The 23,369-nt window shown below is 70.3% G+C and carries 26 protein-coding genes and 1 pseudogene; 7 read left to right on the top strand and 20 right to left on the bottom strand.

The features are described 5' to 3' along the window. Nucleotides 1-592, bottom strand: a pseudogene (locus ACRDSQ_RS31290) (hypothetical protein); the annotation flags it as partial. Further along, on the bottom strand, nt 589-1,632 hold the full coding sequence (locus ACRDSQ_RS31285) for a MerR family transcriptional regulator (protein ID WP_431426088.1): 1,044 nt from the start codon (nt 1,630-1,632) through the stop codon (nt 589-591). The pseudogene ACRDSQ_RS31290 and the gene ACRDSQ_RS31285, both read right to left, overlap by 4 nt. Before the next feature lie 202 nt (nt 1,633-1,834). Between ACRDSQ_RS31285 and ACRDSQ_RS31280 the strand changes: the two genes are divergently transcribed. Then, nucleotides 1,835-2,134 carry a WhiB family transcriptional regulator gene (locus ACRDSQ_RS31280; RefSeq protein ID WP_431426087.1) on the top strand — a complete coding sequence of 100 codons (300 nt, stop codon included), beginning with the start codon at nt 1,835-1,837 and terminating at the stop codon, nt 2,132-2,134. Nucleotides 2,135-2,190: 56 nt separating this feature from the next. Here the strand turns inward: ACRDSQ_RS31280 and groL are convergent, their stop codons facing one another. Together groL and groES are read right to left on the bottom strand one after the other, a co-directional pair. Beyond that, a complete protein-coding gene (gene groL / locus ACRDSQ_RS31275; protein ID WP_431426085.1) occupies nt 2,191-3,813 on the bottom strand; it encodes a chaperonin GroEL in 1,623 nt (540 codons plus the stop codon). Between the two features lie 93 nt (nt 3,814-3,906). Continuing rightward, nucleotides 3,907-4,200: a co-chaperone GroES gene (gene groES, locus ACRDSQ_RS31270; RefSeq protein WP_091384212.1), complete on the bottom strand. Its 294-nt coding sequence runs from the start codon at nt 4,198-4,200 to the stop codon at nt 3,907-3,909. Between the two features lie 164 nt (nt 4,201-4,364). Here groES and ACRDSQ_RS31265 point away from each other — a divergent pair, with 164 nt between their 5' ends. Together ACRDSQ_RS31265 and ACRDSQ_RS31260 are read left to right on the top strand one after the other, a co-directional pair. Then, nucleotides 4,365-5,960, top strand: coding sequence for an LPXTG cell wall anchor domain-containing protein (locus ACRDSQ_RS31265; protein WP_431426083.1), 1,596 nt, complete (start codon nt 4,365-4,367; stop codon nt 5,958-5,960). 114 nt (nt 5,961-6,074) lie between these two features. Continuing rightward, the gene (locus tag ACRDSQ_RS31260; RefSeq protein WP_431426082.1) at nt 6,075-6,593 is read left to right on the top strand and encodes a GNAT family N-acetyltransferase; all 519 of its coding nucleotides are present in this window, start codon (nt 6,075-6,077) and stop codon (nt 6,591-6,593) included. Nucleotides 6,594-6,904: 311 nt separating this feature from the next. On the opposite strand, the gene tsaD is transcribed toward ACRDSQ_RS31260, so the two are convergent. Genes tsaD through tsaB form a run of 3 tightly spaced genes read right to left on the bottom strand, consistent with a single transcriptional unit; the run spans nt 6,905 to nt 9,080 of the window. Then, entirely contained in the window at nt 6,905-7,948 is a 1,044-nt protein-coding gene (gene tsaD / locus ACRDSQ_RS31255; RefSeq protein ID WP_091382544.1) for a tRNA (adenosine(37)-N6)-threonylcarbamoyltransferase complex transferase subunit TsaD, read from the bottom strand. Then, complete coding sequence (gene rimI / locus ACRDSQ_RS31250) at nt 7,945-8,421, bottom strand: ribosomal protein S18-alanine N-acetyltransferase (protein ID WP_431426093.1); 477 nt, start codon at nt 8,419-8,421, stop codon at nt 7,945-7,947. The genes tsaD and rimI overlap by 4 nt, the downstream gene beginning before the upstream one ends. 2 nt (nt 8,422-8,423) lie before the next feature. After that, nucleotides 8,424-9,080 (bottom strand): tRNA (adenosine(37)-N6)-threonylcarbamoyltransferase complex dimerization subunit type 1 TsaB, encoded by a 657-nt coding sequence (gene tsaB / locus ACRDSQ_RS31245; protein ID WP_431426080.1) that lies wholly within the window; start codon nt 9,078-9,080, stop codon nt 8,424-8,426. A 116-nt stretch (nt 9,081-9,196) separates the two neighbouring features. On the opposite strand from tsaB, the gene ACRDSQ_RS31240 reads away from it, so the two are divergent. Further along, nucleotides 9,197-10,576: an acyl-CoA synthetase gene (locus ACRDSQ_RS31240; RefSeq protein ID WP_431426092.1), complete on the top strand. Its 1,380-nt coding sequence runs from the start codon at nt 9,197-9,199 to the stop codon at nt 10,574-10,576. Nucleotides 10,577-10,733: 157 nt separating this feature from the next. Then, complete coding sequence (locus ACRDSQ_RS31235) at nt 10,734-12,002, top strand: carboxyl transferase domain-containing protein (RefSeq protein ID WP_431426078.1); 1,269 nt, start codon at nt 10,734-10,736, stop codon at nt 12,000-12,002. Here the strand turns inward: ACRDSQ_RS31235 and ACRDSQ_RS31230 are convergent. The 8 genes from ACRDSQ_RS31230 to glmS all read right to left on the bottom strand — a co-directional run bounded on the left by ACRDSQ_RS31230 (nt 11,999) and on the right by glmS (nt 19,162). Continuing rightward, nucleotides 11,999-12,262 carry a type II toxin-antitoxin system RelE family toxin gene (locus ACRDSQ_RS31230; protein ID WP_187218380.1) on the bottom strand — a complete coding sequence of 88 codons (264 nt, stop codon included), beginning with the start codon at nt 12,260-12,262 and terminating at the stop codon, nt 11,999-12,001. The genes ACRDSQ_RS31235 and ACRDSQ_RS31230 overlap by 4 nt on opposite strands. After that, nucleotides 12,259-12,507 carry a type II toxin-antitoxin system prevent-host-death family antitoxin gene (locus tag ACRDSQ_RS31225; protein WP_431426076.1) on the bottom strand — a complete coding sequence of 83 codons (249 nt, stop codon included), beginning with the start codon at nt 12,505-12,507 and terminating at the stop codon, nt 12,259-12,261. The genes ACRDSQ_RS31230 and ACRDSQ_RS31225 overlap by 4 nt, the downstream gene beginning before the upstream one ends. A gap of 62 nt (nt 12,508-12,569) precedes the next feature. Continuing rightward, nucleotides 12,570-13,268, bottom strand: a complete 699-nt coding sequence (locus tag ACRDSQ_RS31220; protein ID WP_431426075.1) for an HAD family hydrolase — start codon at nt 13,266-13,268, stop codon at nt 12,570-12,572. Between the two features lie 5 nt (nt 13,269-13,273). Continuing rightward, a complete protein-coding gene (gene tsaE / locus ACRDSQ_RS31215; RefSeq protein WP_431426073.1) occupies nt 13,274-13,729 on the bottom strand; it encodes a tRNA (adenosine(37)-N6)-threonylcarbamoyltransferase complex ATPase subunit type 1 TsaE in 456 nt (151 codons plus the stop codon). Further along, nucleotides 13,722-14,762 carry an alpha/beta fold hydrolase gene (locus ACRDSQ_RS31210; RefSeq protein ID WP_431426090.1) on the bottom strand — a complete coding sequence of 347 codons (1,041 nt, stop codon included), beginning with the start codon at nt 14,760-14,762 and terminating at the stop codon, nt 13,722-13,724. The genes tsaE and ACRDSQ_RS31210 overlap by 8 nt, the downstream gene beginning before the upstream one ends. 32 nt (nt 14,763-14,794) lie before the next feature. Beyond that, entirely contained in the window at nt 14,795-15,871 is a 1,077-nt protein-coding gene (alr, locus tag ACRDSQ_RS31205) for an alanine racemase (RefSeq protein ID WP_431426072.1), read from the bottom strand. Further along, nucleotides 15,864-17,300: an NAD(P)H-hydrate dehydratase gene (locus ACRDSQ_RS31200; RefSeq protein WP_431426071.1), complete on the bottom strand. Its 1,437-nt coding sequence runs from the start codon at nt 17,298-17,300 to the stop codon at nt 15,864-15,866. Before ACRDSQ_RS31200 ends, alr begins: the two co-directional genes overlap by 8 nt. 2 nt (nt 17,301-17,302) lie before the next feature. Further along, nucleotides 17,303-19,162, bottom strand: coding sequence for a glutamine--fructose-6-phosphate transaminase (isomerizing) (gene glmS, locus ACRDSQ_RS31195; RefSeq protein WP_431426070.1), 1,860 nt, complete (start codon nt 19,160-19,162; stop codon nt 17,303-17,305). A gap of 60 nt (nt 19,163-19,222) precedes the next feature. Between glmS and ACRDSQ_RS31190 the strand changes: the two genes are divergently transcribed. Both ACRDSQ_RS31190 and ACRDSQ_RS31185 read left to right on the top strand, forming a co-directional pair. Next, nucleotides 19,223-20,041: a dienelactone hydrolase family protein gene (locus tag ACRDSQ_RS31190; RefSeq protein WP_431426069.1), complete on the top strand. Its 819-nt coding sequence runs from the start codon at nt 19,223-19,225 to the stop codon at nt 20,039-20,041. Then, complete coding sequence (locus tag ACRDSQ_RS31185; RefSeq protein WP_431426095.1) at nt 20,016-20,375, top strand: hypothetical protein; 360 nt, start codon at nt 20,016-20,018, stop codon at nt 20,373-20,375. Before ACRDSQ_RS31190 ends, ACRDSQ_RS31185 begins: the two co-directional genes overlap by 26 nt. Nucleotides 20,376-20,530: 155 nt before the next feature. Here ACRDSQ_RS31185 and ACRDSQ_RS31180 read toward each other — a convergent pair whose 3' ends face one another. The 5 genes from ACRDSQ_RS31180 to ACRDSQ_RS31160 all read right to left on the bottom strand — a co-directional run. After that, complete coding sequence (locus tag ACRDSQ_RS31180) at nt 20,531-20,872, bottom strand: hypothetical protein (RefSeq protein ID WP_431426068.1); 342 nt, start codon at nt 20,870-20,872, stop codon at nt 20,531-20,533. A 10-nt stretch (nt 20,873-20,882) separates the two neighbouring features. Continuing rightward, a complete protein-coding gene (locus tag ACRDSQ_RS31175; RefSeq protein WP_431426067.1) occupies nt 20,883-22,241 on the bottom strand; it encodes a hypothetical protein in 1,359 nt (452 codons plus the stop codon). Between the two features lie 20 nt (nt 22,242-22,261). After that, a complete protein-coding gene (locus ACRDSQ_RS31170; protein WP_431426065.1) occupies nt 22,262-22,552 on the bottom strand; it encodes a hypothetical protein in 291 nt (96 codons plus the stop codon). 62 nt (nt 22,553-22,614) lie between these two features. Further along, the gene (locus ACRDSQ_RS31165) at nt 22,615-23,139 is read right to left on the bottom strand and encodes a hypothetical protein (RefSeq protein WP_431426064.1); all 525 of its coding nucleotides are present in this window, start codon (nt 23,137-23,139) and stop codon (nt 22,615-22,617) included. Nucleotides 23,140-23,147: 8 nt separating this feature from the next. Continuing rightward, nucleotides 23,148-23,369: hypothetical protein (locus ACRDSQ_RS31160; RefSeq protein ID WP_431426062.1), on the bottom strand; the 222-nt coding region annotated here is incomplete at its 5' end.

The raw sequence follows: 23,369 nt of genomic DNA, 5'->3' as shown, positions 1-23,369 counted from the left end.
CCGAGGCCGCGGCGGCGGCAGCGGCGGCCTCGGCGGGCCCGACAGCGGCCCGCGCGGACCCGGCGCCGAGTTCGGTCTCCGCCGCCACCCAGCCCCGCCGGATCTCCGTGCGCCAGCCCCCGTCCCCCAAGGTGGACTCGATTCCGTACAGGCGCCGAGCCTGCGCGGTGCGGCCCAGGCCGATGGCGTCGGCGGCGAGGCCGAGGAGGACGTCCGACCGCGCGGCCCGAACGTCCGCGCCGGGCGGCCCGGGCAGGTCGGGATGATCACGGTCGATGCCTCCCGACCCGATCAGCGCCGCGCGCGCGAGCCGGTTGAGGCCCGCCGCGTCGAACGTTCTCGCGAGGGCGTGCCCGCCGACTTGGCGAAGATGCGACGCGCGGGTCGCCGCGGCGAGCGCGGCGATCACCGGATCCGGGCTGAAGATCAACCTCCGCAGCAGGTCAGCGGCTCGCGCGTACTGACCCCGGCCACCGAGAGCGACGGCCGCCAACCACAAGTCGAGCGGCTCGGCAGGCCCGCCGGGGGTTACTGCTTTCGGGTTTTCGCCGAATGCGGCCGTCCACCCGGCCGCCCGATCGGGGTCACTCACCTGGTCGAGTCTGCCTCGCCGAGCACCACCGACTCGATCCGGTCCACCGCGCCCGCGAGATCGTCGAGGTGCTCGACCCGTCCCGGCATGTCGGTGTCGAACCACCCTGGCCCGCACGCGAAGATCCGCATGTGCTGTCTCGTGCGCGGAATCTGGTCGATCACGTCCGCGCCGCCGTTCGCCGCCACCTGCGCCCAGAGCGCCACGGCGGCTGGGGCGGTGCGTCGGACGGCCGCGGCCAGGGACGCGGAGGGCAGCGCCGCGCCCAGCATGCGGGTGCCGAGGCCCCGGCGGGCCAGTGCGGCGCGCAGGACATAGAGGGGCAGCGAGTGCCGTTCGCCGGGCGCGCAGCAGAGCAGGATCGGCCGGGTGTTGCGCGGCGCGGGCACCAGCGGGGTCGCCCGGATCATGGCGGCCAGCACGCACTCGTCGACGAGGTGTTCGAGCTCCACGCAGTCCCCCGCGTGCACCCAGCGGTTGGACACCGCGGACAGCACGGGACGGATCATCGAGTCCCAGGTGGCGGCCACGCCGTAACCCTCGATGGCCTCGGCGATCATCACCTGCATCGACTCGTCGTCCATCGCCAGCGCCGCCCGGCCGAGCCCGCGCGGGTCCGGCGAGCCCTGTGACCTGCTCTGGTCGGCGATGTCCGAGAGCCAGTCGCCGTCTTGGTCGGCCGCGGCGGCAGGTTCGGCCGGATGCTCCGGCTGGGTCCGGCCCGCGGCCGTCTCGGCGGACACCCGGCGGGCGTAGTCGGCGGCCTCGGCGGGCGCCGCTCCCTTGAGCAGGGCCCGCTGCATCAGCTCCAGCCGGGCGATGTCGGAGGGCGCGTACCGGCGGTGGCTGCCCGTCGTGTGCCCGCTCGGGCCGACCCCGTAGCGGCGGTCCCAGGTGCGCAGGGTCGACGGCGCGATGCCGAGCCTGCGGGCCACGGCGGCGACCGGAAGGGTCGGTTCGTCTGACTCGTCGGTCTCGCCATCACCGGGCGGCCCACTGTCCGTGGAACCGCTCGGTGTCTCCTGCTCGGATTTGGTCACCACAGCACCATCGTCGGGTGACGCCGAGTGTCCGGCAACTGGATACATGGCCACGCTGCGTCGACTGGGTGATGCCGATCGGCTGAATCGCGGTACGAATGAGTCGATCACCCTTGAACAAGTATTGACGCGGTTCTAGCGTGTAAGCCGCTGCACCGAATGGAGTATTGACTCCCTTCCCACAGACATGGAGGCGGCCATCATGGCGGACACTCGCAGGCTCCCCGGTCCGAACGCCGATGTGTGGGACTGGCAGCTCGACGGCTCGTGCAGAGGCATGGACAGCGCGTTCTTCTTCCATCCGGATGGGGAGCGCGGACCCGCCCGCGCGCGTCGCGAGTCCAAGGCCAAGGCGATCTGCCAGGCATGCCCGGTCCTGTCCCTCTGCCGGACCCACGCGCTCGCCGTGCACGAGCCCTACGGGATCTGGGGCGGGCTTTCCGAGTCCGAGCGGGAGGCGATCATCAAAACCGAGAAACGCGCCCTGGCCGTCGCCAACTAGCGCAGACGCGAAAGGCCCGTTCGCCGAGGCGAACGGGCCTTTCGTGTGCGAGAAAACTAGTGGCCGTGACCGTGCCCGTGGCCATGGCCCTGGCCAGCGGGCTCTTCCGCCTTCTTCTCCACGACGGAGACCTCGGTGGTCAGCACCATCCGGGCGATCGACGCCGCGTTGGCCACCGCGGAGCGGGTGACCTTCACCGGGTCGACGACGCCGTCGGCGAGCAGGTCGCCGTAGGTCAGCTTGGCCGCGTTGAAGCCGTGGCCCCACGGCAGCTCGGCGACCTTGTTGACGACGACCGCGCCTTCCTGGCCGCCGTTTGCGGCGATCCAGAACAGCGGCGCGGTCAGCGCCTCGCGGACGATCGCGACACCGGTCGCCTCGTCGCCGGTGAGGCCGAGGTTGCCCTCGAGCTCCTTGGCCACGAGCACCAACGCGGAACCGCCGCCGGGGACGATGCCTTCTTCGACAGCCGCCTTGGTGGCCGCGACCGCGTCCTCGATGCGGTGCTTGCGCTCCGACAGCTCGGTCTCGGTCGGCGCGCCGACCTTGATGACCGCGACGCCGCCGGAGAGCTTCGCCAGCCGCTCCTGCAGCTTCTCGCGGTCCCAGTCGGAGTCGGAGGCCTCGATCTCCTTGCGGAGCTGCTCGGCCCGACCGTCGATGTCGGCCTTGGAGCCGCCACCCTCGACCAGCGTGGTCTCGTCCTTGGTGACCACGACGCGGCGGGCGGTGCCCAGCGAGTCGAGGGTCGCCTCGGACAGCTTGAGACCGACCTCGGCGGCGATGACCTGGCCGCCGGTGACGACCGCGAGGTCGTCGAGGAACGCCTTGCGGCGGTCGCCGAAGAACGGCGCCTTGACCGCGACGGCCTTGATCGTCTTGCGCAGGGCGTTGACGACCAGGGTCGACAGCGCCTCACCTTCGACGTCCTCGGCGACGATCAGGACGGACTTGCCGGACTCGGCGACCTTCTCCAGGATCGGCAGCAGGTCGGCGAGCGCCGAGATCTTGTCGCGGTGCAGCAGGACGTAGCAGTCCTCCAGCACGGCTTCCTGGGACTCCAGGTCGGTGGCGAAGTGCGCCGACACGTAGCCCTTGTCGAACTGGACGCCCTCGGTGATGACGAGCTCGGTGGCCAGCGTGGAGGACTCCTCCACGGTGATCACACCGTCCTCGCCGACCTTCTCGATGGCTTCGCCGAGCAGCGCGCCGATCGAGGCGTCACGCGAGGCGACGGTGCCGACCTGGGCGATGTTGTCGCGGCCCTTGACCGGCGTGGCCTTCGCGAGCAGCGAGGCGACAACGGCGTCCGAGGCGGCCTGGATGCCCCGGCCGATCGCGGTCGGGTTGGCACCGGCGGCCACGTTGCGCAGGCCGACGCGCACGAGCGCCTGGGCCAGCACGGTGGCGGTGGTGGTGCCGTCGCCCGCGATGTCGTTGGTCTTGGTGGCGACGTTCTTGGCGAGCTGGGCGCCCAGGTTCTCGAACGAGTCTTCCAACTCGATCTCACGGGCGATGGTGACACCGTCGTTGGTGACCGTCGGCCCACCGAACTTCTTGGCGAGCACGACGTGACGCCCACGCGGGCCGAGCGTGACCTTGACCGCGTCGGCGAGCTTGTTCACCCCGCGCTCAAGGGCCCGACGAGCGTCCTCGTCGAAACTGATCTGCTTGGGCATTGATTACCTCTCGATATACGCGGGCACTCGAATGAAGAACGCCCCGGTGCCCCGAACGGGGCCGCCGGGGCGTTCGACTAGGTCAGCCGGTGTCTAGTTGACGACAGCCAGCACGTCGCGGGCGGAGAGGATGAGGTACTCCTCGCCGTTGTACTTGACCTCGGTGCCGCCGTACTTGGAGTAGATGACGACATCGCCGACAGCCACGTCCACGGGGACGCGGTTGCCCTTGTCGTCGATCCGGCCCGGACCCACAGCCAGGACCTTGCCCTCCTGGGGCTTCTCCTTGGCTGTGTCCGGGATGACCAGACCAGACGCGGTCGTGGCCTCGGCTTCGCTCGCCTGGACAACGATCTTGTCCTCGAGCGGCTTGATGTTGACGCTCACCGCTGTGACCTCCACGGGTCGTCGAAAGCGTTGGCAGGTTCCTATGACAGACGGCTCCTGCCACCCCGCCGTCGCGGGTGCCGGGGCGGTGCTGGTGCCGTACATTTGGCACTCTACCCACGCGAGTGCTAAGCGTGCAACGCACCCCTCCTGTAGGGGCGGCTGTGGCGGGCCTGACGCTCGGCGGCAACGCCGCCGTGGCACAGCCCGCGCCAAGCATCGTTCCGGCTCCCATTGTCGAGGGTCTCGACATCGAGATCGGCTTCGACAAGGACACTTACCTCACCGGTGAGGAGGTCGTCGCCACGGCGACGATCACCAACACCACCGACGCCCCGATCGACCACGTGATCGCTTACCCGGCGGGCAAGGACGGCGTCCACTTCACCGGCGACGCGGGTGAGTTCAACTGGAACGGGAGCAACCCGTCGGGCGGCACCCTGGACGCGCACGAGACGGTCGAGATCGACTTCTTCGCGCACATCGGCAACGTAAACGCGACGAAGGTCGAGCTGCTCGGCTACATCGGCATCAAGCCGGACGGCCCGGGGCTCCCGCTGTTCCCCTTGGCGGAGGCGAAGGTCGAGAAGCGCACCGGCTACTTCGCAGGCACCGTGTACGCCGACCGCAACGGCAACGAGAAGTTCGACGACGGCGAAGCGCTCGCCGGGGCGAAGGTCACCGCGAGCAACCCTTACTTCCAAGACGACCGTCCTGAGACGACGACCGACGCAGCGGGGCGTTTCCGGATGGACAACGTCGCGACCGTCCCTTACCTCGTGTTCGTGGAGGAGAAGGACGGCTGGACGTTCCAGTACCAGCCCGTCGCGGTCGACACGACCGACGCCAACGCGAACCTGCTGTTCGGCGGCGTCGGCCACTTCGACAAGTCCCTGACCGCGTCCATCGCCTTCACCAAGCAGCGGTACCAGGTCGGCGACACCGCCGAGATGAAGGTGACGCTCAAGAACACCGGCACGGTGGCGCTCGCGGGAATCAAGGCGAACTGCGACCGGATCGGCGGGAGCCCCGACCACGTCGGCTGGGGCGAAAAGTCCTGGGGTGAACTCGGATTCGACGGCGCGGGCGCCAAGGTCGGCGGCGGCGAGACCAAGGTGATCACGGTGTCCGGTGTGGTGCCCGCCGGAGCGGGCGAGTACGGCATGGTCCGGGTCTCGTGCGACTTCGGCTTCGACGGGTCGAACAACCCGCAGGCCGACGCCTGGGCGTTCGCCGGTGAGGAGAACGCGGTCGGCAGCGTGTCGATCACCGCGTTCGCGAACAAGCCGGGTGGCGACGAGTGGCACCAGGACGGCGAGGAACTGCCCGGCCTCGACGTCAGCCTCATCGACGTGACCACGAAGAAGATCGTGGTCACCGTGAAGGCCGACGCGAAGGGCAAGGCCGCGTTCACCGACATCCCAGTCGGGGCGTACGACATCGCCTTCTCGGACGGCTGGGTGCGCAAGGACACCAGGTGGGACTTCCGCATCACCAAGGTGTGCCCCTATGGCTGTGACTCGTTCCTGGAGGTCGTGAAGTCGGCGAACCCGCAGCCGACCCCGACCACGACCACGACGGCCGCGCCGGTCACGACGACCACCGCGGTCCCCGCCGCGCAGGGCAAGGCCGCCTCGGGCGATCTGCCGAACACCGGCGCCAGCGTGGTCTGGCCCGCGATCGCGGGTCTGTCCGCGGTCGTCCTCGGCGGTTTCGCGGTGTTCGTAACTCGGAGGCGTAAGAAGACCGTCGCCGAGTAACGTCGGCACGGTGATCATTCGGAACGGGCTGCCCGCGGAATCCCTCGACTCCACGAGATCGAGGGCGACGCGGGTGGCCCGTTCCGCGCGTTCGGGATGGACGCCATCGCCGCCATGCCTCGTCGCCGCGCGACCCTGGGCAGGCCGATGATCCGCGAAGCGGCGGCGGGCGACTTCGAGCGGCTGCGGGAGATCGAGGTTCTCGCGGGTGAGGTGTTCCGGACGGTCGGGATGGACTTCATCGCCGACATGCCGCCGCCGCCCGTCGAGGTGCTTGCGGAGTTCACTGACGCCGGGCGGTGCTGGGTGGCCGTCGGGGACGGGGTCGTCGGTGGGTATCTGCTCGCCGAGGTGGTCGACGGGTGTGCGCACATCGCGCAGGTGAGTGTCGATCCGCGGTTTCGGGGGCGGCGGCTCGGGGCGCGGCTGATCGACCACCTGGACGGGTGGACGCGCGAGCACGGACTGGCGGCGCTGACCCTGGCGACCTACCGGGACCTGGCGTGGAACGGGGTCTACTACGCCAAGATCGGGTTTGGGGTCGTGGAGCCGACACCGGGGTTGGCCGAGTTGGTCGCTCGTGAGGCGAAGCTTGGGCTGGACCCGGCGCTCAGGGTGTGTATGCGGCGGTGATCGGGTTCGGGCGGAAGTGCTCGCACGGAAGCACTTCCGCCCGGTGCACCGGACCGAATGGGTTGATGGGATGGGACCGCCCGTGCGCGGGGACGCCCCCGACTCCCCCAGGAAGCCGGGCGCTGACAACAAAAACCGCCGTCCGAGTATCCGAACGGCGGCTCCTCACGATCAGGTGATCATGGGGAACCCCGGCGGCGGGCGCACTCCAGAGGCCGATTGGTTTCGGACTTGCCGTGCACGCTCAACTCCGGGTTTCGTTGCTGTCGAACGGAACTATGTCCGACAGTGGCCTCCCAGGGCAACGCGATTTAGACCGACACCGTCGAGACCGGCAGCGCCGGGTTCGCCGAAAGGTCCAAAGAGGACGGCTGGACGCCCGCCGCCACGAGGTGGGCGCCGAGGGCGGCCATCATCGCTCCGTTGTCGGTGCACAGGCGGGGGCGGGGGACGCGAAGCTCGATGCCCGCGGCGGCGCAGCGTTCGGCGGCCAGGACCTTGAGGCGGGAGTTCGCGGCGACTCCGCCGGAGATGACCATGGTGCCGATTCCCAGCTCTGTGGCCGCGCGCACGGCCTTGGCGGTCAGGACATCGGCGACGGCCTCCTGGAAGGACGCGCAGACGTCGTCGACCGGGATTTCCTCGCCGTCGCGTTCGCGGGCTTCGACCCAGCGCGCGACGGAGGTCTTCAACCCCGAGAAGGAGAAGTCGTACTTCGCGTCGCGTGGGCCGGTGAGGCCGCGGGGGAAGGCGATCGCCTTCGGGTTGCCGCGCTGGGCGGCCTTGTCGATGGGCGGGCCGCCGGGGTAGGGCAGGCCGATGACCCTGGCGACCTTGTCGTAGGCCTCGCCCGCGGCGTCGTCGATGGTCGAGCCGATCTCGGTGATCTTGCCCGACAGGTCGTCCACCCGCAGCAGCTGGCTGTGGCCGCCGGAGACCAGCAGGGCCAGGCACGGCGAGGGCAGCGGACCGTGGTCGAGCGTGTCGGCGGCGACGTGGCCCGCGAGGTGGTTGGCGCCGTAGAGGGGAACGCCGAGCGACATGGCGTACGCCTTGGCGGCCGAGACACCCACCAGCAGCGCGCCGGACAGGCCGGGTCCACAGGTGACGGTGATCGCGTCCACATCGGACAGACCGAGACCGGCGACCTCGAACGCGCGGCGCATGGTCGGGACCATCGCCTCCAGGTGCGCCCGGCTGGCGATCTCGGGGACCACGCCACCGAACCGGACGTGCTGGTCGACGCTGGACGCGACCTCGTCGGCGAGCAGCTCGACCCCTCCGTCGCGATCGAGGCGGACGATGCCGACGCCGGTCTCGTCGCAGGAGCTCTCGATGCCCAGGATGATCGTCACGTGGTCTCCTCCACGGGGACTCCGGCGTTCTCGGGCCGCGCCATCGTGAAGGCGTCGGCGCCCGAGGGCTGGTAGTAGCGGCGGCGCAGGCCGATGGTGGTGAAGCCGTGCTTCCCGTAGAGCGCGATGGCGGACTTGTTGTCCGTGCGCACTTCGAGGAACACGGCGGCGGACTCCTCGTCGGCCCGAGCGAGCAGCGCGCGCAGCAGCAGCTCGCCGATGCCCTGACGCTGGAAGGCCGGGTCGACGCCGAGGGTGTGCACGCTGGCTTCCATGTCGCCGGGCGCGCCCGCCAGGGACAGCCCGGCGTAGCCGACGAGCTTGTCCTCGACGTAGGCGCCGAGGTAGTAGTGGCCCCAGTCCAGTTCGGAGGCGAACGCGGACTCGCTCCACGGGTCCTCGCCGGAGAACAGAATCTTCTCCAGTTCAGCGCAGCGGCGCAGGTCCTTGCGCCGCAGCGGTTCGAGGCGCACGGTCACCTCGGACTCACCCGCTTGCGCGCGCCGGGCTCGACGGCGTCGGGCCTACGCAGGTAGAGCGGGGTGAGCGGGCCGGGGTCGGCGGTGAAGTCCGCCGCGGCGACGAGACCGGCCGGGCTCGGGTGGTCCGGGCCGACCACGGGCAGGCCCAGGATCTCCGCGTAGAGCTTGGCGCCGTAGCCCGCGGCGCGGACGACGCCGAGGTCGGCGAGGCGCTCGGCCAGTTCGGCGGGCGGCGTGACGGCGGGCTCGGTGATCCGGGCGCCGTCGTAGGCGGCCCAGTAGACCTCGCGGCGGCGCGCGTCGGTGACCACCAGCAGCGGCGCCCCAGGGGCGTCGGCGGCGATCGCGTCGAGCGAGCAAACCGGGTAGACGGGTCGGTCGAGGGCGTGGCCGAGGGCGCCCGCGGTGACCATGCCCGCGCGCAGGCCGGTGAACGGGCCGGGGCCGATGCCGCAGACGATCGCGTCGAGGTCGGCGAGTGTCCGGCCGGCGGCGGCGAGAGCGTCGCGCACGTGCGGGGTGAGCAGTTCCCCGTGGGCCTTGGCGTCGACCGTGACGCATTCGGCCAGCACGCGGGGGCGCCCGTCGGTCAGTTCGACAACACCGGCGGTGACCGCGGGCGTGGCGGTGTCCACAGCGAGTACCAGCACGGTTGTCAAGAGTACGAGGCGTGCCTTCGGGCACGTGGGGCGCGGTCGCAAACGCTTGCGCGCGTGACCGTCATAACTGCCGGTGAGCGTTCGGCGGCACTAGGGTTGGCGTCGTGCTGCTGCCCACCCTGGCTGTTCCGGACGAGCGTGAAGCGCTCCGATTCGGGTCCGACGTCCTCACCCACGCCGAGCTCGCCGCGGCGGCCAAGGCGGTCGCGGCCCAGGTGGGCGCCGCCCGCCGGGTCGCCGTGTGGGCCACACCGACGCTGGAGACCTGCGTCGCCGTCGTCGGCGTCCTGCTCTCGGGGGCGGCCGTGGTGCCGATCAACCCGAAGATCGGCGAGCGCGAACTGGCGCACATCCTGGGCGACAGCTCACCCGACCTGGTGATCGGCGGCCCCGATGGGGTGACGGTCGACCTGTCGGCCCGGCTCGACGGTCCGCTGCCCGCCGAGGCCGATCCGGAGTCGCCCGCGTTCGTCGTCTACACGTCGGGCACCACCGGGCCACCGAAGGGCGTGCTCCTACCCCGCCGGGCCATCGCGTCGAACCTGGACGCGCTCGCGCAGGCGTGGGAGTGGACGGCCGCGGACACGGTGGTGCACGCGCTGCCGCTGTTCCATGTGCACGGCTTGATCCTCGGCGTGCTCGGCCCCCTGCGGCTCGGCGGCGCGGCGCACCACATCGGCAAGTTCGACACGCACGCGATCGCGACGGCCCTGTCCGGCTCGGCGACGGTCATGTTCGGCGTCCCGACGATGTACCACCGGCTCGCGGCGGACTGCGAGGCCGACGCCGACCTGGCCGCGGCGGTCGGGCGGGCGCGGCTGCTCGTGTCCGGTTCGGCGGCGCTGCCCGCGACCGACCACGCGCGAATCACGAAGGCGACGGGTCAGGAGGTCGTCGAGCGGTATGGGATGACCGAGACCCTGATGAACTGCGCCGTGCGCGCGTCCGGGGACCGGAGGCCCGGATTCGTGGGGCCGGCGGTCGACTGTGTGGACGTGCGGCTGGTCGACTCCGGCGCCGAGGTCCCCGACGGCGAGATCGGCGAGATCGAGGTGCGCGGGCCGAACCTGTTCCTGGGCTACCTGAACCGGCCGGACGCAACGGCGGAGGCGTTGCGGGACGGGTGGTTCAGGACCGGGGACATGGCGGTGCGCTCGGCCGACGGGTATGTCCGGATCGTCGGGCGGCGGGCCACGGACCTGATCAAGAGCGGCGGCTACAAGATCGGCGCGGGTGAGATCGAGAACGCGCTGTTGGAACACCCTGGGGTCGCGGAGGTCGCGGTGACGGGTGAGCCGGACGAGGACTTGGGCGAGCGGATCGTGGCGTGGGTGGTGCCGTCAGGGGAACCGCCGTCAGCGAAGGAGTTGGCCGACCACGTGGCCGCGCTGCTGTCCCCGCACAAGCGCCCGCGGGTGGTCCACTACCTGGACGCGTTGCCGCGCAACGAAATGGGCAAGGTCACCAAGCGAGCGCTGCATGCCTGACGAGGGAGCGCGGCACCTGATCGCCGCCATCACCACCGACTTCACCGAGTTCCCCACGAACACTTCCACCCGCGAAACACCCGCAGCGCAGCCCCCGCCCTTCCCCGGGGGGACGGCCCCTGGCCAGTCTATCGGGGGTGGGGGGCGGAAGGGAGGGGTGCCGGGCGGGCTGTGGACAACTGCCGGACCTGGGGATGGACCGCTTGGCTGGGCCGGGTATGGGGAGGCACGCGAGCGGGCCGCGCGGGCTTCGGGTGAGACCGAGTCCGTGGTGTGCGGCGAAGGGCGCGTGGGTGGCGTCTCGGCCGTGCTTATCGTGTTCGACTTTCGGTTTCTTGGCGGGTCGGTTGGCAGTGCGACCGGGGACCGGATCGAGTACGCGTTCACTCGGGCGCGGGAAACACGGACGCCGTTGGTGTCGCTGATCGCCACAGGCGGCAGTCGTATGCATGAGGGAATGCTTTCCCTGCACCAACTTCAGCGGGTGGCACGGCAGTCGACCCTGCTGCATCAGGCTGGGGTTCCGCAGATCTCGGTGCTCCGCGACCCGACGACCGGCGGGCTGTGGGCTTCGCTCGGCGCGGGTGCGGATGTGATCATTGGGATCGAGCAGGCGCAGGTCGGGTTCGCCGGACGGCGGGTGCGGCCGGTCGCTGATGACCCGGCGTATACGGCTGAGGGGCAACTCGCTCACGGACACATCGATGAGGTGTGTGCCCTCGAAGATGTCGGTTCCGTTGTGGCGGAATGGTTGCTGCTGCTGAGTTCGGGGACACCGGAGCCTGCTGAGGTGCCGCGGTCGTTGGGATCTGTCGAACCGTCCGCTGATGGGTGGTCGGCGGTCCAGCGTGCCCGGTTGGCGACCCGGCCGCACGCAGAGTCCTATTTGGACGATTATTTCGACTTGCGGCGGTCGATTTCCGGGGATCGTTGCGGTGGCGTGGATGCCGGGATGCTGTGCGGGATCGGGCTGCGTGGTCGGCATTCCGTTGCCTATGCGGCACAGAGTGGGACCGCCACCACGCCCGCCGGGTTCCGGACAGCGGCTCGGCTGATCCGGTTGGCTGAGCGGTTGGGGATCTCTGTGCTGACTTTGGTCGACACACCCGGGGCCGCGAATGATGCCGCTGCTGAGCGAGCGGGAGTCGGGCCTGCCATCGCGGAATTGTTCGCGACTGTGGCGGCGGCTCGGGTGCCCGTGACGACTCTGGTGATTGGCGAAGGCGGGTCGGGCGGAGCGTTGGCGTTGGCGGCGCCGGATCGGACTTGGATCACGCCCGATGCCTACTTCTCGGTGATCGCACCGGAGTTGTGTGCGGCGATTTTGAAGCGGTCACCGGAAGATGTTCCGGCCACTGCTGAGCAGTTGCGATTGCGGCCCGCTGATCTTGTCGAGTTGGGCGTTGTTCGAGGGATCGCAGACTAGAGATCTCGATAGATCTCGCGGCGGTGACCAAGATCGACGACCAAAACCACGAGTCGACCGTCATCGACGGTGTAAACCACACGATAATCGCCGACGCGCACGCGATACGCGCCGCTCAAGCCCTGGAGGGCGATGGCGCCATGCGGGCGAGGATCGTCGCCCAGCTTGGTGATCGCGGTCTGCAGCCGACGGCGAATCGGCTTGTCGAGCTTTGCCAGAGCTCGGATCGCCTCGCGGGCGATCTCGATCCGACACGTCACCGGTCGAGGTCCCCGGCTTCCAGCAGCGCCACAGCCTCATCCCAAGGAACAGACGTCTCGCCTTTGGCGAGCACGTCCGCGGCACGCTGCGACCAGTAGGCGTCCTCAAGCTCTTCGAGTCGCTCAGCGACATCAGCGGGCACAACCGCGCCAACCCGCCTGCCGTACCTGGTCAGATAGACGACATCGCCATCGCGCACATGCGTGTCCAGCAACTCGGGAAGCTGGGCGCGCGCGTCCGTCACGCTTACTTCATGATCGCGGGCAGCCGTCATGTATCAAATGTACATGTTGTACGTCTTGCTGGCTAGCTCCAGCTGTCGAGGATCTTCGGCAGGTCCGACAGGCGGTGCAGGATCGCATCCGGTTCGACGTCCACCGGGACCCGCTGGTCTTCCGGGATGTCGCTGTGCGGGATCAAGATCGCCTTCATCCCCGCTGACTTGGCGCCGTTGATGTCGTCGTGGGGGCGGTCGCCGACGTAGACGCAGTCCGCCGGGTCGTCGATGCCGATGGCGTGCATGGCGGCTTCGAAGGACTTCGGGTGCGGTTTGGTGTACTCGAGGTCGCTGCTCCACACGCACGCGTCGAAGAGGTGGCGGACGTTGTCGCGGATCAGGATTTCCTCGTGCCAGGCGCCGGGCCAGGACGTGGACGACAGGACGCCGGTGCGCAGGCCGCGGGCGCGGAGTTCGGTCAGCAGCGGGGTTACCTCGGGGTCGGTGTACGTGGCCTGGTCCCAGAAAGCCCGGTATGCCGCCCAAGCCGCCTCGTGCTCCGGCACGCCCACCTCGGTCAGCACGTGGCTCAGCGAGAACGCCGTGGCCTCCGCGCGGCAGCGCGACCAGGCCGCGTCGTCGGCGGCGAGGAGGGCGTCGGCGATGGCCTTGGCCTGCTCCGGGTCGTCGGCGTGGACGATGTCGGCGTAGATCTGCCACCCGGCGCGCATGTCCATGGTCACCCACGGGGTCAGGGTGCCGCCCCAGTCGAAGATCACCGCTCGCATGCGGGTCAGCCTATCCGGCGGTCGGTCCAGTTTCCATGAGGTTCGAGGGTGGCCACCCGGCTGTCGTCGGGGCGGCGGTCCAGGCGGATGAGGAGGTGGTCCTCCGACAGCCGCTCGCCGGCGCCTTCGCCCCATTCGATGACGACGACGGCGTCGACCAGCTCGGTGTCCAGGTCCAGATCGTCCAACTCGGTGAGGTCTCCGCCGAGGCGGTACGCGTCGACGTGGACCAGGGGAATGCCGCGGTCGCCTGCCTGGTGTTCGCGGGCGATGATGAACGTCGGGCTGCTGACCCGTCCGTGCACCCCAAGCCCGGCGGCTATCCCTTTGGCGACAACGGTTTTGCCCGCACCCAGCGGGCCCGCGAGCAGGATCAGGTCGCCCGGACGCACCATCTCGCCGAGTTTGCGGCCGAAGTCGAGGGTGTCCTCGACCTCGGGCAGTTCGATCGTCTCAGCCACGACGCCACCACTTCTTCCGCCCGGCGCCCGCGCCGCGCGCGCAGTCGCGCAGCAGGTCGGCCAGGTGTTCGTTCACGAAATCGGGTTGTTCCAACATGACCATGTGCCCAGCGCCGCGGGCTCGGACCAGCACGGCGTCGGGCAGTTCTAACGCGATGCGTTCGGTGTGCTCGAACGGCGTCATCCGGTCCTCGTCGGCGCCGATGACCAACACGCGGCTGTGCTTCAAACCGGCTAAGGCCGCGTACCTGTTGTGGCTGCCCAAAGTCTCGATGAAGTCGGCCAGCACCCGCACCGGTGTCACGTTGAGCATGTCCATCAGGAAGTCGACCAGGCTCGGGCTGACGCTGCGCGACCCGAAGGCGAGCCTGCGCACCGCCTGCCGGGTGAGCTGGCCGCCGCTCGCCCGCACCAGTTCGACCAGACCTGGCTGCCAGTCGGCGAAACGGCCGAGGTAGCGGGTCACCGGGTTGTACTTCGACAGCAGCGGACGGGAAAGCCCGCTCTTGCCGACCTCGCCCGCGGACGTGCCGATGAGCGCCACGCCTTCGACCCGCTCAGCGAACAGCTCCGGGTTCTGCTCGGCCAACTCCATGATGGCCATGCCGCCCATGGAATGCCCGACGAGGACCAGCGGACCCTCCGGCGCCATGGCGCGGATGACGTCGTCGAGGTCGCGGGCGAGTTGCTCGATGGTGCTCGACGCCTCGTCGGTCAGCGCGGAGCGGCCGTGGCTGCGGTGGTCGTAAAGCACTTGCCGCACACGGGGTTCGGTCATGGCGGCGAGGCCTTGGCGCTGGAAGTGCCAGCAGCGACGGGAAAGTGCGAAACCGTGGACGAGGATGACCGTGAGTTCCGGCTTCCCGCCGTCATCCGGGTCGACTTCCTCCACGGACAGCGCGCCGCCGTCAGCGGCGGCGACGGTGCTGACCCGGTCGGGCGGCAGCTCGCCCAGCGCCGCACCCGCGTGCAGTTCCTCCGGCCTGCGGGCCCGGATGACGCCCGCCACGACGGCACCCCCGGCGATGGCCATGCCGACACCGGCGAGAACCCGGTTGGTCACGCTCACGAGGACTCGCCGAGGTACGTGCGGGCCACGCGGGAGCGGTACATGCCGGTGACGACCTCGTAGTCGATCGTCCCGATGATGTCGGCCCATTCACGGGCGGTGGGCTCGCCGCGATCGCCCGTGCCGAACAGCACTACTTCTTCTCCCACAAGGACTTCGTCGTCACCGCAGTCGACGATGATCTGGTCCATGCACACCCGGCCGCGCACCGGACGCCGCCTGCCGCCGAGGAACACGTCGAACCGGCCGGACAGGGATCGGGAGACGCCGTCGGCGTAGCCCACCGGCACGAGCGCCAGGTTCGTTGCCTGGTCGACGGTCCACGTGTGTCCATAAGAGACTGATTCGCCCGCGTCGATCCGCTTGGTGAGCACGACGGACGAACGGAATGTCATCGCAGGCCGCAGGTCTTCGTGGTACGGCAAGGGATTCAGCCCGTACATGGCGATACCCACGCGCACCAGGTCGAAGTGCAGGTCCTTGCGGTCGAGGGTGGCCGCCGAGTTCGCCAGGTGCCTGCGTGGCGTCAGACCGGCGTCGAGCGCGACCCGGTACGCCTCGGCGAACCGCTCCGCCTGACGGTCGACCGACGGGTGCCCCGGTTCGTCGGCACACGCCAGGTGCGACCACACGGCGTACACGTCGTTGTCCGACGCGGCCGCCGCGGCGACGAGCTCGGGCCACGCCGAGCGCGGGCATCCGTTGCGGCTCAACCCGGTGTCGATCTTCAGGTGGATCCGCCTGCCGGACAGACCGGCCAACTGGTCCACAGAGGACACCGACAGGTCTACGTCCGGCGGGGCCTCGGCGCCGGGAACGTCGAGCCAGGCCAAGATCGGCGCGGTGATCCCGGCCGCGCGCAGCACCGCGGCCTCGTGCACCGACGCTACACCGAGCCAGGTCGCGCCTGCTGAGAGCGCGGCGCGGGCGACCGGCACGGCACCGTGGCCGTAGCCGTCGGCTTTGACCACGGCCATCGTCTCCGCGCCCGCGGCCCGGGCGGACAACAGCGCGACGTTGTGCCGGATGTGGTCGAGATCGACCGTCACCTCGGCACGCGGCTGGTCAGGCATGACGGAATCGTGACACACCGCGGATTGCGTCGGGCAACGCGTCCACGATGGCCGACGCGGACGTGGGCGCCCCCGACGCGGCCAGCTCCCCCGCACGCACATGCACGAAGGCCGCGCACGCGCCGGCGAGCCGCGGTTCGAGGCCCGCGGCGAGCAGGGCGCCGCTGAGTCCGGAAAGGACGTCACCGGATCCGGCGGTGGCCAGCCAGTGCGAGCGGGCGGAGTTCACCGCCACCCGGCCGTCGGGGGCGGCGATGACCGTGGCGTGGCCTTTGAGCAGGACGGTGGCGTTCAGCTTCGCCGCCAGCGCACGGGCCGCGCCGACCCGGTCCGCGCCGAGGTCGACGCCGAGCGGTTCGGCGATGCGGGCGAACTCGCGGGCGTGCGGGGTCAGCAGCACCGGGACGTCCGGGTCGCGGGCGTCCCAGAGGGAGGAGTTCTCGGCGAGCAAGGTGATGCCGTCGGCGTCCACCACCGTCGGCACCCCGGCGCCGAGGACCGTGGCCACGACGTCGCGCGAAGTCTTGCCCGTGCCCAGTCCGGGGCCGACCACCCACGCCTGCACCCGGCCCGCGTCCTCGACCGACCCCGTCGCCACAACCTCCGGCCAGCGCGCGCGGACCTCGTCGGCCGCCGATCCCGCGTAGCGGGTCATGCCCGAGGTGGCGCGCACGGCGGCGCCAACGGAGAGCACGGCCGCACCCGGATAGGTCGCCGAACCGGCCGCGATGCCGACCACGCCCTGGGTGAACTTGTCGTCCGACGCACCCGGCAGCGGCCATGCCCGGCCCACGTCCTCGGCCTCGAACACCTCGAAATCCGGATCGGCCAAGTCGAGCCCGAGGTCGACGAAGTGCACCTCGCCGCACCGCGGGCTGAGGAAGTGGACCGGCTTGAGCGCGCCGAAAGTGACCGTGACCTGGGCGTCGACCGCGGGACCGTCGACCGCGCCGGTGTCCGGGTCGACACCGCTGGGCAGGTCCACCGCGACGATCGGCACCCGTACCCGGGACATCAGCGCGGCGGCGTCCGGCCGCAGCGAGCCGCGCGCGGAGAGCCCGACGATGCCGTCGATCACTACGTGGGCGGAATCGATGTCATCAGCCGAGCCGACGCGTCCGCCCGCCCACAGCAACGCTTCCAGGCCTTCGGCATGCGCGCGGTCGGGTGCGAGGAGCACAGCCGTGACACCCACGGAACGCTTGCGCAGGAACGCGCCCGCCCACAGCGCGTCGCCGCCGTTGTTGCCCGCGCCGACGAGCAGCACGACCCGCCGACCGGCGACACCGCCCGTGGTCGAGCGCAGCAGCCGGGTCGTGTGGAGCGCCACACCATGGGCGGCACGGCGCATGAGGGCGCCCTCCGGCGTCCGGGCGAGGACCTTGTCCTCGGCCTCCCGGACGCGCGCGGTGGTCCAGACGCCCCTCACGGCTATTCGACCGTCACGGACTTCGCCAGGTTGCGCGGCTTGTCGACGTCGTACCCGCGCGAGCGGGCGATCTCGGCGGCCAGCACCTGAAGCGGAACGGTCGACACCAGCGGCTGCAGCAGCGTCGGCACGGCGGGGATCTCGATCAGCTCGTCGGCGAACGGGCGGACCGTCTCGTCGCCCTCCTCGGCGATGACGATCGTGCGCGCGCCGCGGGCCTGGATCTCGCTGATGTTGGACACCAGCTTGGAGTGCAGCACCGCGCGGCCCTTGGGCGACGGCATGACCACGACGACCGGCAGGCCCTCCTCGATCAGCGCGATCGGACCGTGCTTGAGCTCGCCTGCCGCGAAGCCCTCGGCGTGCATGTACGCCAGTTCCTTGAGCTTGAGCGCGCCTTCGAGGGCGACCGGGTAGCCGACGTGGCGGCCGAGGAACAGCACCGCCTTGGAGTCGGAAAGATCACGCCCGAGGGCACGGACCTGGTCGACCGTGCCCAGGACCCGGCTGACGGCGTCGGGCATGGCCTCGAGTTCGCGGAACTCGCGGGCGATCTCGTCGGCGTACTTGGTGCCGCGGGCCTGCGCCAGGGCCAGGCCGACCAGGTAGTTCGCCGCGATCTGGGCGAGGAACGCCTTGGTCGACGCGACCCCGATCTCCGGACCGGCGTGGGTGTAGAGGACCGCGTCGGACTCGCGCGGGATCTGCGCGCCGTTGGTGTTGCACACCGCGAGCACGCGAGCCTTCTGCTCGCGCGCGTGGCGCACGGCCTCAAGGGTGTCGGCTGTCTCACCGGACTGCGACACCGCCACGACCAGGGTGTCGCGGTCGAGCACCGGGTCGCGGTAGCGGAACTCCGAGGCCAGCTCGACCTCGACGGGCAGCCGGGTCCAGTGCTCGATGGCGTACTTCGCGACCAGGCCCGAGTGGTACGCCGAGCCGCAGGCCACGACGAAGACCTTGTCGACGTCGCGCAGGTCCTGCTCGGCGAGGCGCTGCTCGTCGAGCACGATCCGGCCGTCGACGAAGTGCCCGCGGAGCGTGTTCGCCAACGCCTCGGGCTGCTCTTCGATCTCCTTGAGCATGAAGTACTCGTGGCCGCCCTTCTCGGCGGCGGACAGGTCCCAGTCCACGGTGAACGTCTTGGCCGGGGCGGGCTCGCCGTGGAAGTCGAGGACCGCGTAGCCGTCGCGGGTGATCACCACGAGCTGGTCCTGGCCCAGTTCGACGGCCTCGCGGGTGTACTCGATGAACGCGGCGACGTCGGATGCGACAAACGTCTCGCCGTCGCCGATGCCGACCACGAGCGGCGAGGACCGGCGGGCGGCGACGATCAGGTCCGGCTCGTCGACATGGGTAACGACCAGCGTGAACGCGCCCTCCAGGCGGGCGCAGACGTCCCGGACGCTGGCGGGCAGGTCACCGGCGGTCCCGCCGTCGGCGTACGCGCGGGCGACCAGGTGGGCGGCGGTCTCGGAGTCGGTGTCGCTGCTGAACTCGACGCCCGCCGACTCCAGCTCACCGCGCAGGGCGACGAAGTTCTCGATGATGCCGTTGTGCACCACGGCGACGCGGCCGGTGGTGTCGCGGTGCGGGTGCGAGTTGCGGTCGATCGGGGCGCCGTGGGTGGCCCAGCGGGTGTGGCCCATGCCCGCGGTGCCCGCGAAGCCGTCGCGGCCGACCTCGTCGAGGCGGGCCTCCAGGTTCGCGAGCCTGCCCGCCTTGCGCTCAACGGCCAGGTCACCGCCGGTCAGGACGGCGACCCCGGCCGAGTCGTACCCGCGGTACTCCAGCCTGCGAAGCCCGCCGATGACGACTTCGAGTGCCTGTCGATGACCCACATATCCCACGATTCCGCACACGCGCACCAGGGTAGCCGGCACCGCCACACCCCGATGCCCGGCCACCGATAGGCTGCGCACATGGCACGCAAGGCCAAGCACCTGCTCGACGAGCTCTCTCGTCCCGGTCCCAACGAGGTCCTTCGCGGCGATCTCGCGCTGATCGGCATGCCCGGGCTGGTCTTCACGCCGAAATCGGGCCTCGGTCTGCCCGCCGTCGCGTTCGGCCACGGCTGGCTGCAGCCGCCCGACCGGTACCGCGGGCTGTTCCGCCACCTGGCGTCCTGGGGCATCGTCGTGGCCGCCCCCGGCACCCACACCGGGCCGCTGGGATCACACCGGCTGCTCGCCTCCGACCTGCGCACCGCCCTCGACGTGTGCGTCGGCGTGCGCCTGGGCGAGGGCGCGATCAGCGTCGACGGCGACAAGCTCGGCCTGGCGGGTCACTCGACCGGCGGTGGCTGCGCTGTCCTCGCCGCCGCGGACGACAACCGCGTGCGCGCGGTGGCGACCATGGCGGCCTCCCAGACCAAGCCGTTCGCGTCCGAGGCGGCCCGGTCCTGCGGCATGCCGGGTCTGCACCTGGCCGCGGGCGCCGACCGGGTCGCGCCGCCGGTGGGCAACTCCGAGCTGATCGCCCGGTCGTGGTCCGGGCCAGTGCAGGTGCGGACGCTGCCCAAGGCGACCCACCTCGGGTTCACCGAGGGCAGGCACTGGAGCGGGCTGCTCGTCGACGGCAAGGCCCAGCACGCCACCCAGCGCGTGTCCCGCGCTCTGCTCACCGCGTTCTTCCTGGTCCACCTCACCGGTGAGGCCGAATACCTGCCGCTGGTCGAGGAAGACGTCAAGGGCGCCGAGATCACCTTCGACGGTGATGACGATCTGGCCACCACCGCCTAGGTCCCGCCGCGCGACGGTCATCGGCGTGCTCTCGATCGTGATCGGGCTCGCCTGGCTGCTCTCGGTGTACCTGCGGCTCACCGGAATCGTGACGCTGCTGTGCGACATCGGGATGATCGCCGGTGGCGTGCTGATCCTCAAAGGACGGCGGGCGGGGCGGCTGCTGTGCCTGGTCTGTGCGCCGATCGCGCTGGTGCTGGCGACGATGACCATGCTGCTGCCCGCCCGCCAGACAAGTGATCCGCTGGTGTTCGCGTTCAACGGCGTCATGGTGGCCGCACTGCTGGTGCTGGTGGTCATGGTGTTCAGCGAACACATCGCGGCGAACGACTGACCGAACCGCGAACGGCGTCGGAGGCATCCTCCATCGTTGACGGATTGAACTACGGTCCGCCTCGGCAGCCGGGTCCATGCGTCCTGTCGTGAGCGCAGCGCTTCTGGTCACCGGACCGCCGCCGCGGTTCCCGCCGCAGGGGTACGGGCGATAGGTCAGTTCTTGGTCATCCAGCTCACGGAGAACACCCCGGTGTCCGAAGGGTCGACCGGCTCGGGCCGAGCCTGCTTGGGCGGAACGGCGCGAACGGGCTTCTCTGGGACGGGTGGCTTTCCCTTGCGATCCCTTGGAACCGCCTTCTTCCGCTCCTGCGGCTTGACCTGCTCGGCCCGCTGCGCGTCTTCCTTCGCGGCACGCTCGGCGACGTACTTCTCGTGCGCCGCCAGCTTCGCCTGGTAGGCGGCGCGGGAGGCGTCGAGGCGGTCGCCCAGGTCGGCGCGGATGTGCTGGAACGCCGCGCGGGCCGCGCGGACCGCCGGGTCCGTCTCGTCGATCACGGTCGCCTCCCTACTTCGCGCGTGCTGCCGGATCTTCGCCGACGACGCCGTCGAAGCTCGCCATCGGGTCGCGGTCATCGAACAAGCTGCCCGCCAACCGCCACTTGCTCGCCTTGCGCTCGGAGTCGCCGCCGCCCTGGCCACCACCCCCACCACCCATACCTCCGCCCATCGGTGCCCCACCTGCGGGCGAAGCACCACCCGCGGCGACAGCGCCTGCGGGAGCGCCTGCCTGGCGAGACTTCTCGACGTCGTCGTCCGCCGGAACCTGCGCGCCGGCCGAGATGCCTTCAGCAGGCGGGGTCGACGCCCCACCAGCCCCGCCGCCACCGGCACCCGCGCTCCCGGTGCCCGACTCCCCGGCAGGCCCTCCACCTCTGACCGCCTCAGGCGCAGGCTGCGCGGCAGGCTCGGGTTGCGTGCCCAGCACGTACTGCTTGCCATCGACATTCAGCGCCACGCGGCCTTCGGCATCCGGCTCCGTCACCTTGATCGCGTGGCCCGCCTGGCGGATCGTCACGCTCTCGCCAGTGGACCCGCTTGTCCCGCTTCCCAAGCGCGCGAACGGATCCGCGTTGACCGCCCGCGCCAGATCCCCCAACGTCAACCACGCCCGGGCAGTGGCTTCGTGCACATCGCGAAGGTTGCGCCGGAACTTGCCGACGATCGCGTCGTAGCGCGCGCAGAAATCATCGAGGTAGTTGATGACCTCATTGCTGGGCCACGCCTCACCCACCTGGCCGGGCGCCAAATTGAGGTCGCACATCCCGGGCGTACGCAGTGCGTCGACGGGAAACGTTCTGCCCCAGCGGGTTCCGCTCTTCATCGCGTCGTCGAGGCGATCGATCTGCGTGTCGCGCTTGGCCGAGTCGTCGATGGCGATGTCCTTGGGCGAGACCGACCGCAGCTCATCGACCCACACCTGAAGCCCCTCGGTGGCAACACCATGGGCACCGTCGAGCGCGGTAGCCAACTGGGTCAACCCGTCCTGCCAGGCTCGCGCCGCCATCGTGAACCGACCAAGCCGGTCCGCGGCAAGGCTCACCGCAGGGCTATGCCCGCCATCGCTCAGGGTCACACCGCCGAGCGCGGCCGCGGCGCCCGCGAGTGCGGCGAGCCGGTGGCGGCTCGCCTCCAGCTTGCCGAATGCGATGCCCTGTAAGTCTTGCAGCGCCCGTTCGTCAACCTGGGTGCCCCAGGCGCGTTCCTGCCAACCGCCGCGCGCGGCGGGATGCGAGCGCCAGCGCTCGAAGAGCGATCCACTATTTCTCACGGACAGTTGGGCGCACCAAGCGCTGATGTTGTCCGTTATCAGCGCTGTGGACGTGTGGTCCACCTCGACCGGCTCCGGTGGCGTCAGTGTGGCCAAGATCGCATCTGAGGTAGCACTCACGTCAGCTCGCCACCCGCCCTGCTGATCAACGCAGCGGATTCCTCGTCCACCGCGGTCGCCGCGTTGGCCGAATCCTCCACCGAGCGGGCGAGTTCGTCGATCGAGGGCACGGCCCGTTCGAACGACATCCGCAACTCATCGCGCACCTGCGCGAAGGCCGACGCCGCACCCAGCTGCTCACCGAGCACACCGAACATGCCTGGCACCAGGTCGTCCTCGCGTGCGTATTCCATCACGGCATCGAGCGCGGACCCGATAGCGGTCAGTTCCCTGACCGCCACCGCCACCGCCTCATGATCGATCCGGAGTTCACCGGACGGCATGGCTCCCCCTGGTCGTCAGTGCCCGGTCAGCGCACCCAACTGTGTCCTGAAAAGTCGTCGTCGTCATCCTCGGGCGGCGGGGCCGCCCGACGCGGCGCCTGCCGTGGCGCGGACTGCGGCGAAGCCGGTGGCGCCGGCGGATCGTCTTCGACCGCTCCGAAGGACAAGTAGCGCTCCGGCGCGGGCGACGCGGGCAGTGCGGGGGCCTCCTGCGGGGGTGACGGCACGGGCCTCGGCGCAGGCCTCGGCAGAGACCCCGGCGGTGACGGCTGGTCATCGTCGCCGAAGGACAGCATGGTCCTGCGTTCCTTGCGTTCCCAGCCGCCTGATTGCTGCTCGGGCTGGGCCGACTTCCGGTCGCCTGCCATCTTCGTCAGGTCGCTGAGCTGTTGTTCGGACTGCTTGTCCCGCTCAGCGTTCGCTTTCGCCAGGTCAGTGGCACGCTGATCGAACTCACGGTCGATCTCGGCCACGATGGCCTGCCTGCGGTAGCGGGCGTCCTCGAACGGAGCCAATGCCGCGCGGAAGATCGGGTCGCGTTCGTCAAGCATCGGACTTCCTACCTCTCACCCAGTGCGCTGCCGGTGCTGGACTCGGCTTCGGCGTAAGCGTCATCGAACAGTTGACCTGTCGTGCGCCACTGACTGCCCGCGCGTTCGCTGTCGCCGCCCTGGCCACCACCACCGCCGCCGCCCATGCCGCCCATCGGCATGCCGCCGCCCATCCCAGACCCGGCCGCACCCGGCGTGTGGTCGCCCGCGCCGCCGCCCGCGCCGGCGCC

The organism is Actinokineospora sp., from assembly GCF_050699995.1.
Lineage (GTDB): Bacteria > Actinomycetota > Actinomycetes > Mycobacteriales > Pseudonocardiaceae > Actinokineospora.
This window is presented reverse-complemented; position numbering and strand designations above follow the sequence as displayed.

Coding starts and splice junctions, on each gene's coding strand:
- ACRDSQ_RS31280 (WP_431426087.1), top strand. CDS start 1,835: ATGGCGGACACTCGCAGGCTCCCCGGTCCGAACGCCGATGTGTGGGAC.
- groL (WP_431426085.1), bottom strand. CDS start 3,813: ATGCCCAAGCAGATCAGTTTCGACGAGGACGCTCGTCGGGCCCTTGAG.
- ACRDSQ_RS31260 (WP_431426082.1), top strand. CDS start 6,075: ATGCCTCGTCGCCGCGCGACCCTGGGCAGGCCGATGATCCGCGAAGCG.
- ACRDSQ_RS31220 (WP_431426075.1), bottom strand. CDS start 13,268: ATGCGAGCGGTGATCTTCGACTGGGGCGGCACCCTGACCCCGTGGGTG.
- ACRDSQ_RS31210 (WP_431426090.1), bottom strand. CDS start 14,762: ATGGCCATCGCCGGGGGTGCCGTCGTGGCGGGCGTCATCCGGGCCCGC.
- alr (WP_431426072.1), bottom strand. CDS start 15,871: ATGCCTGACCAGCCGCGTGCCGAGGTGACGGTCGATCTCGACCACATC.
- ACRDSQ_RS31190 (WP_431426069.1), top strand. CDS start 19,223: ATGGCACGCAAGGCCAAGCACCTGCTCGACGAGCTCTCTCGTCCCGGT.
- ACRDSQ_RS31185 (WP_431426095.1), top strand. CDS start 20,016: ATGACGATCTGGCCACCACCGCCTAGGTCCCGCCGCGCGACGGTCATC.
- ACRDSQ_RS31165 (WP_431426064.1), bottom strand. CDS start 23,139: ATGCTTGACGAACGCGACCCGATCTTCCGCGCGGCATTGGCTCCGTTC.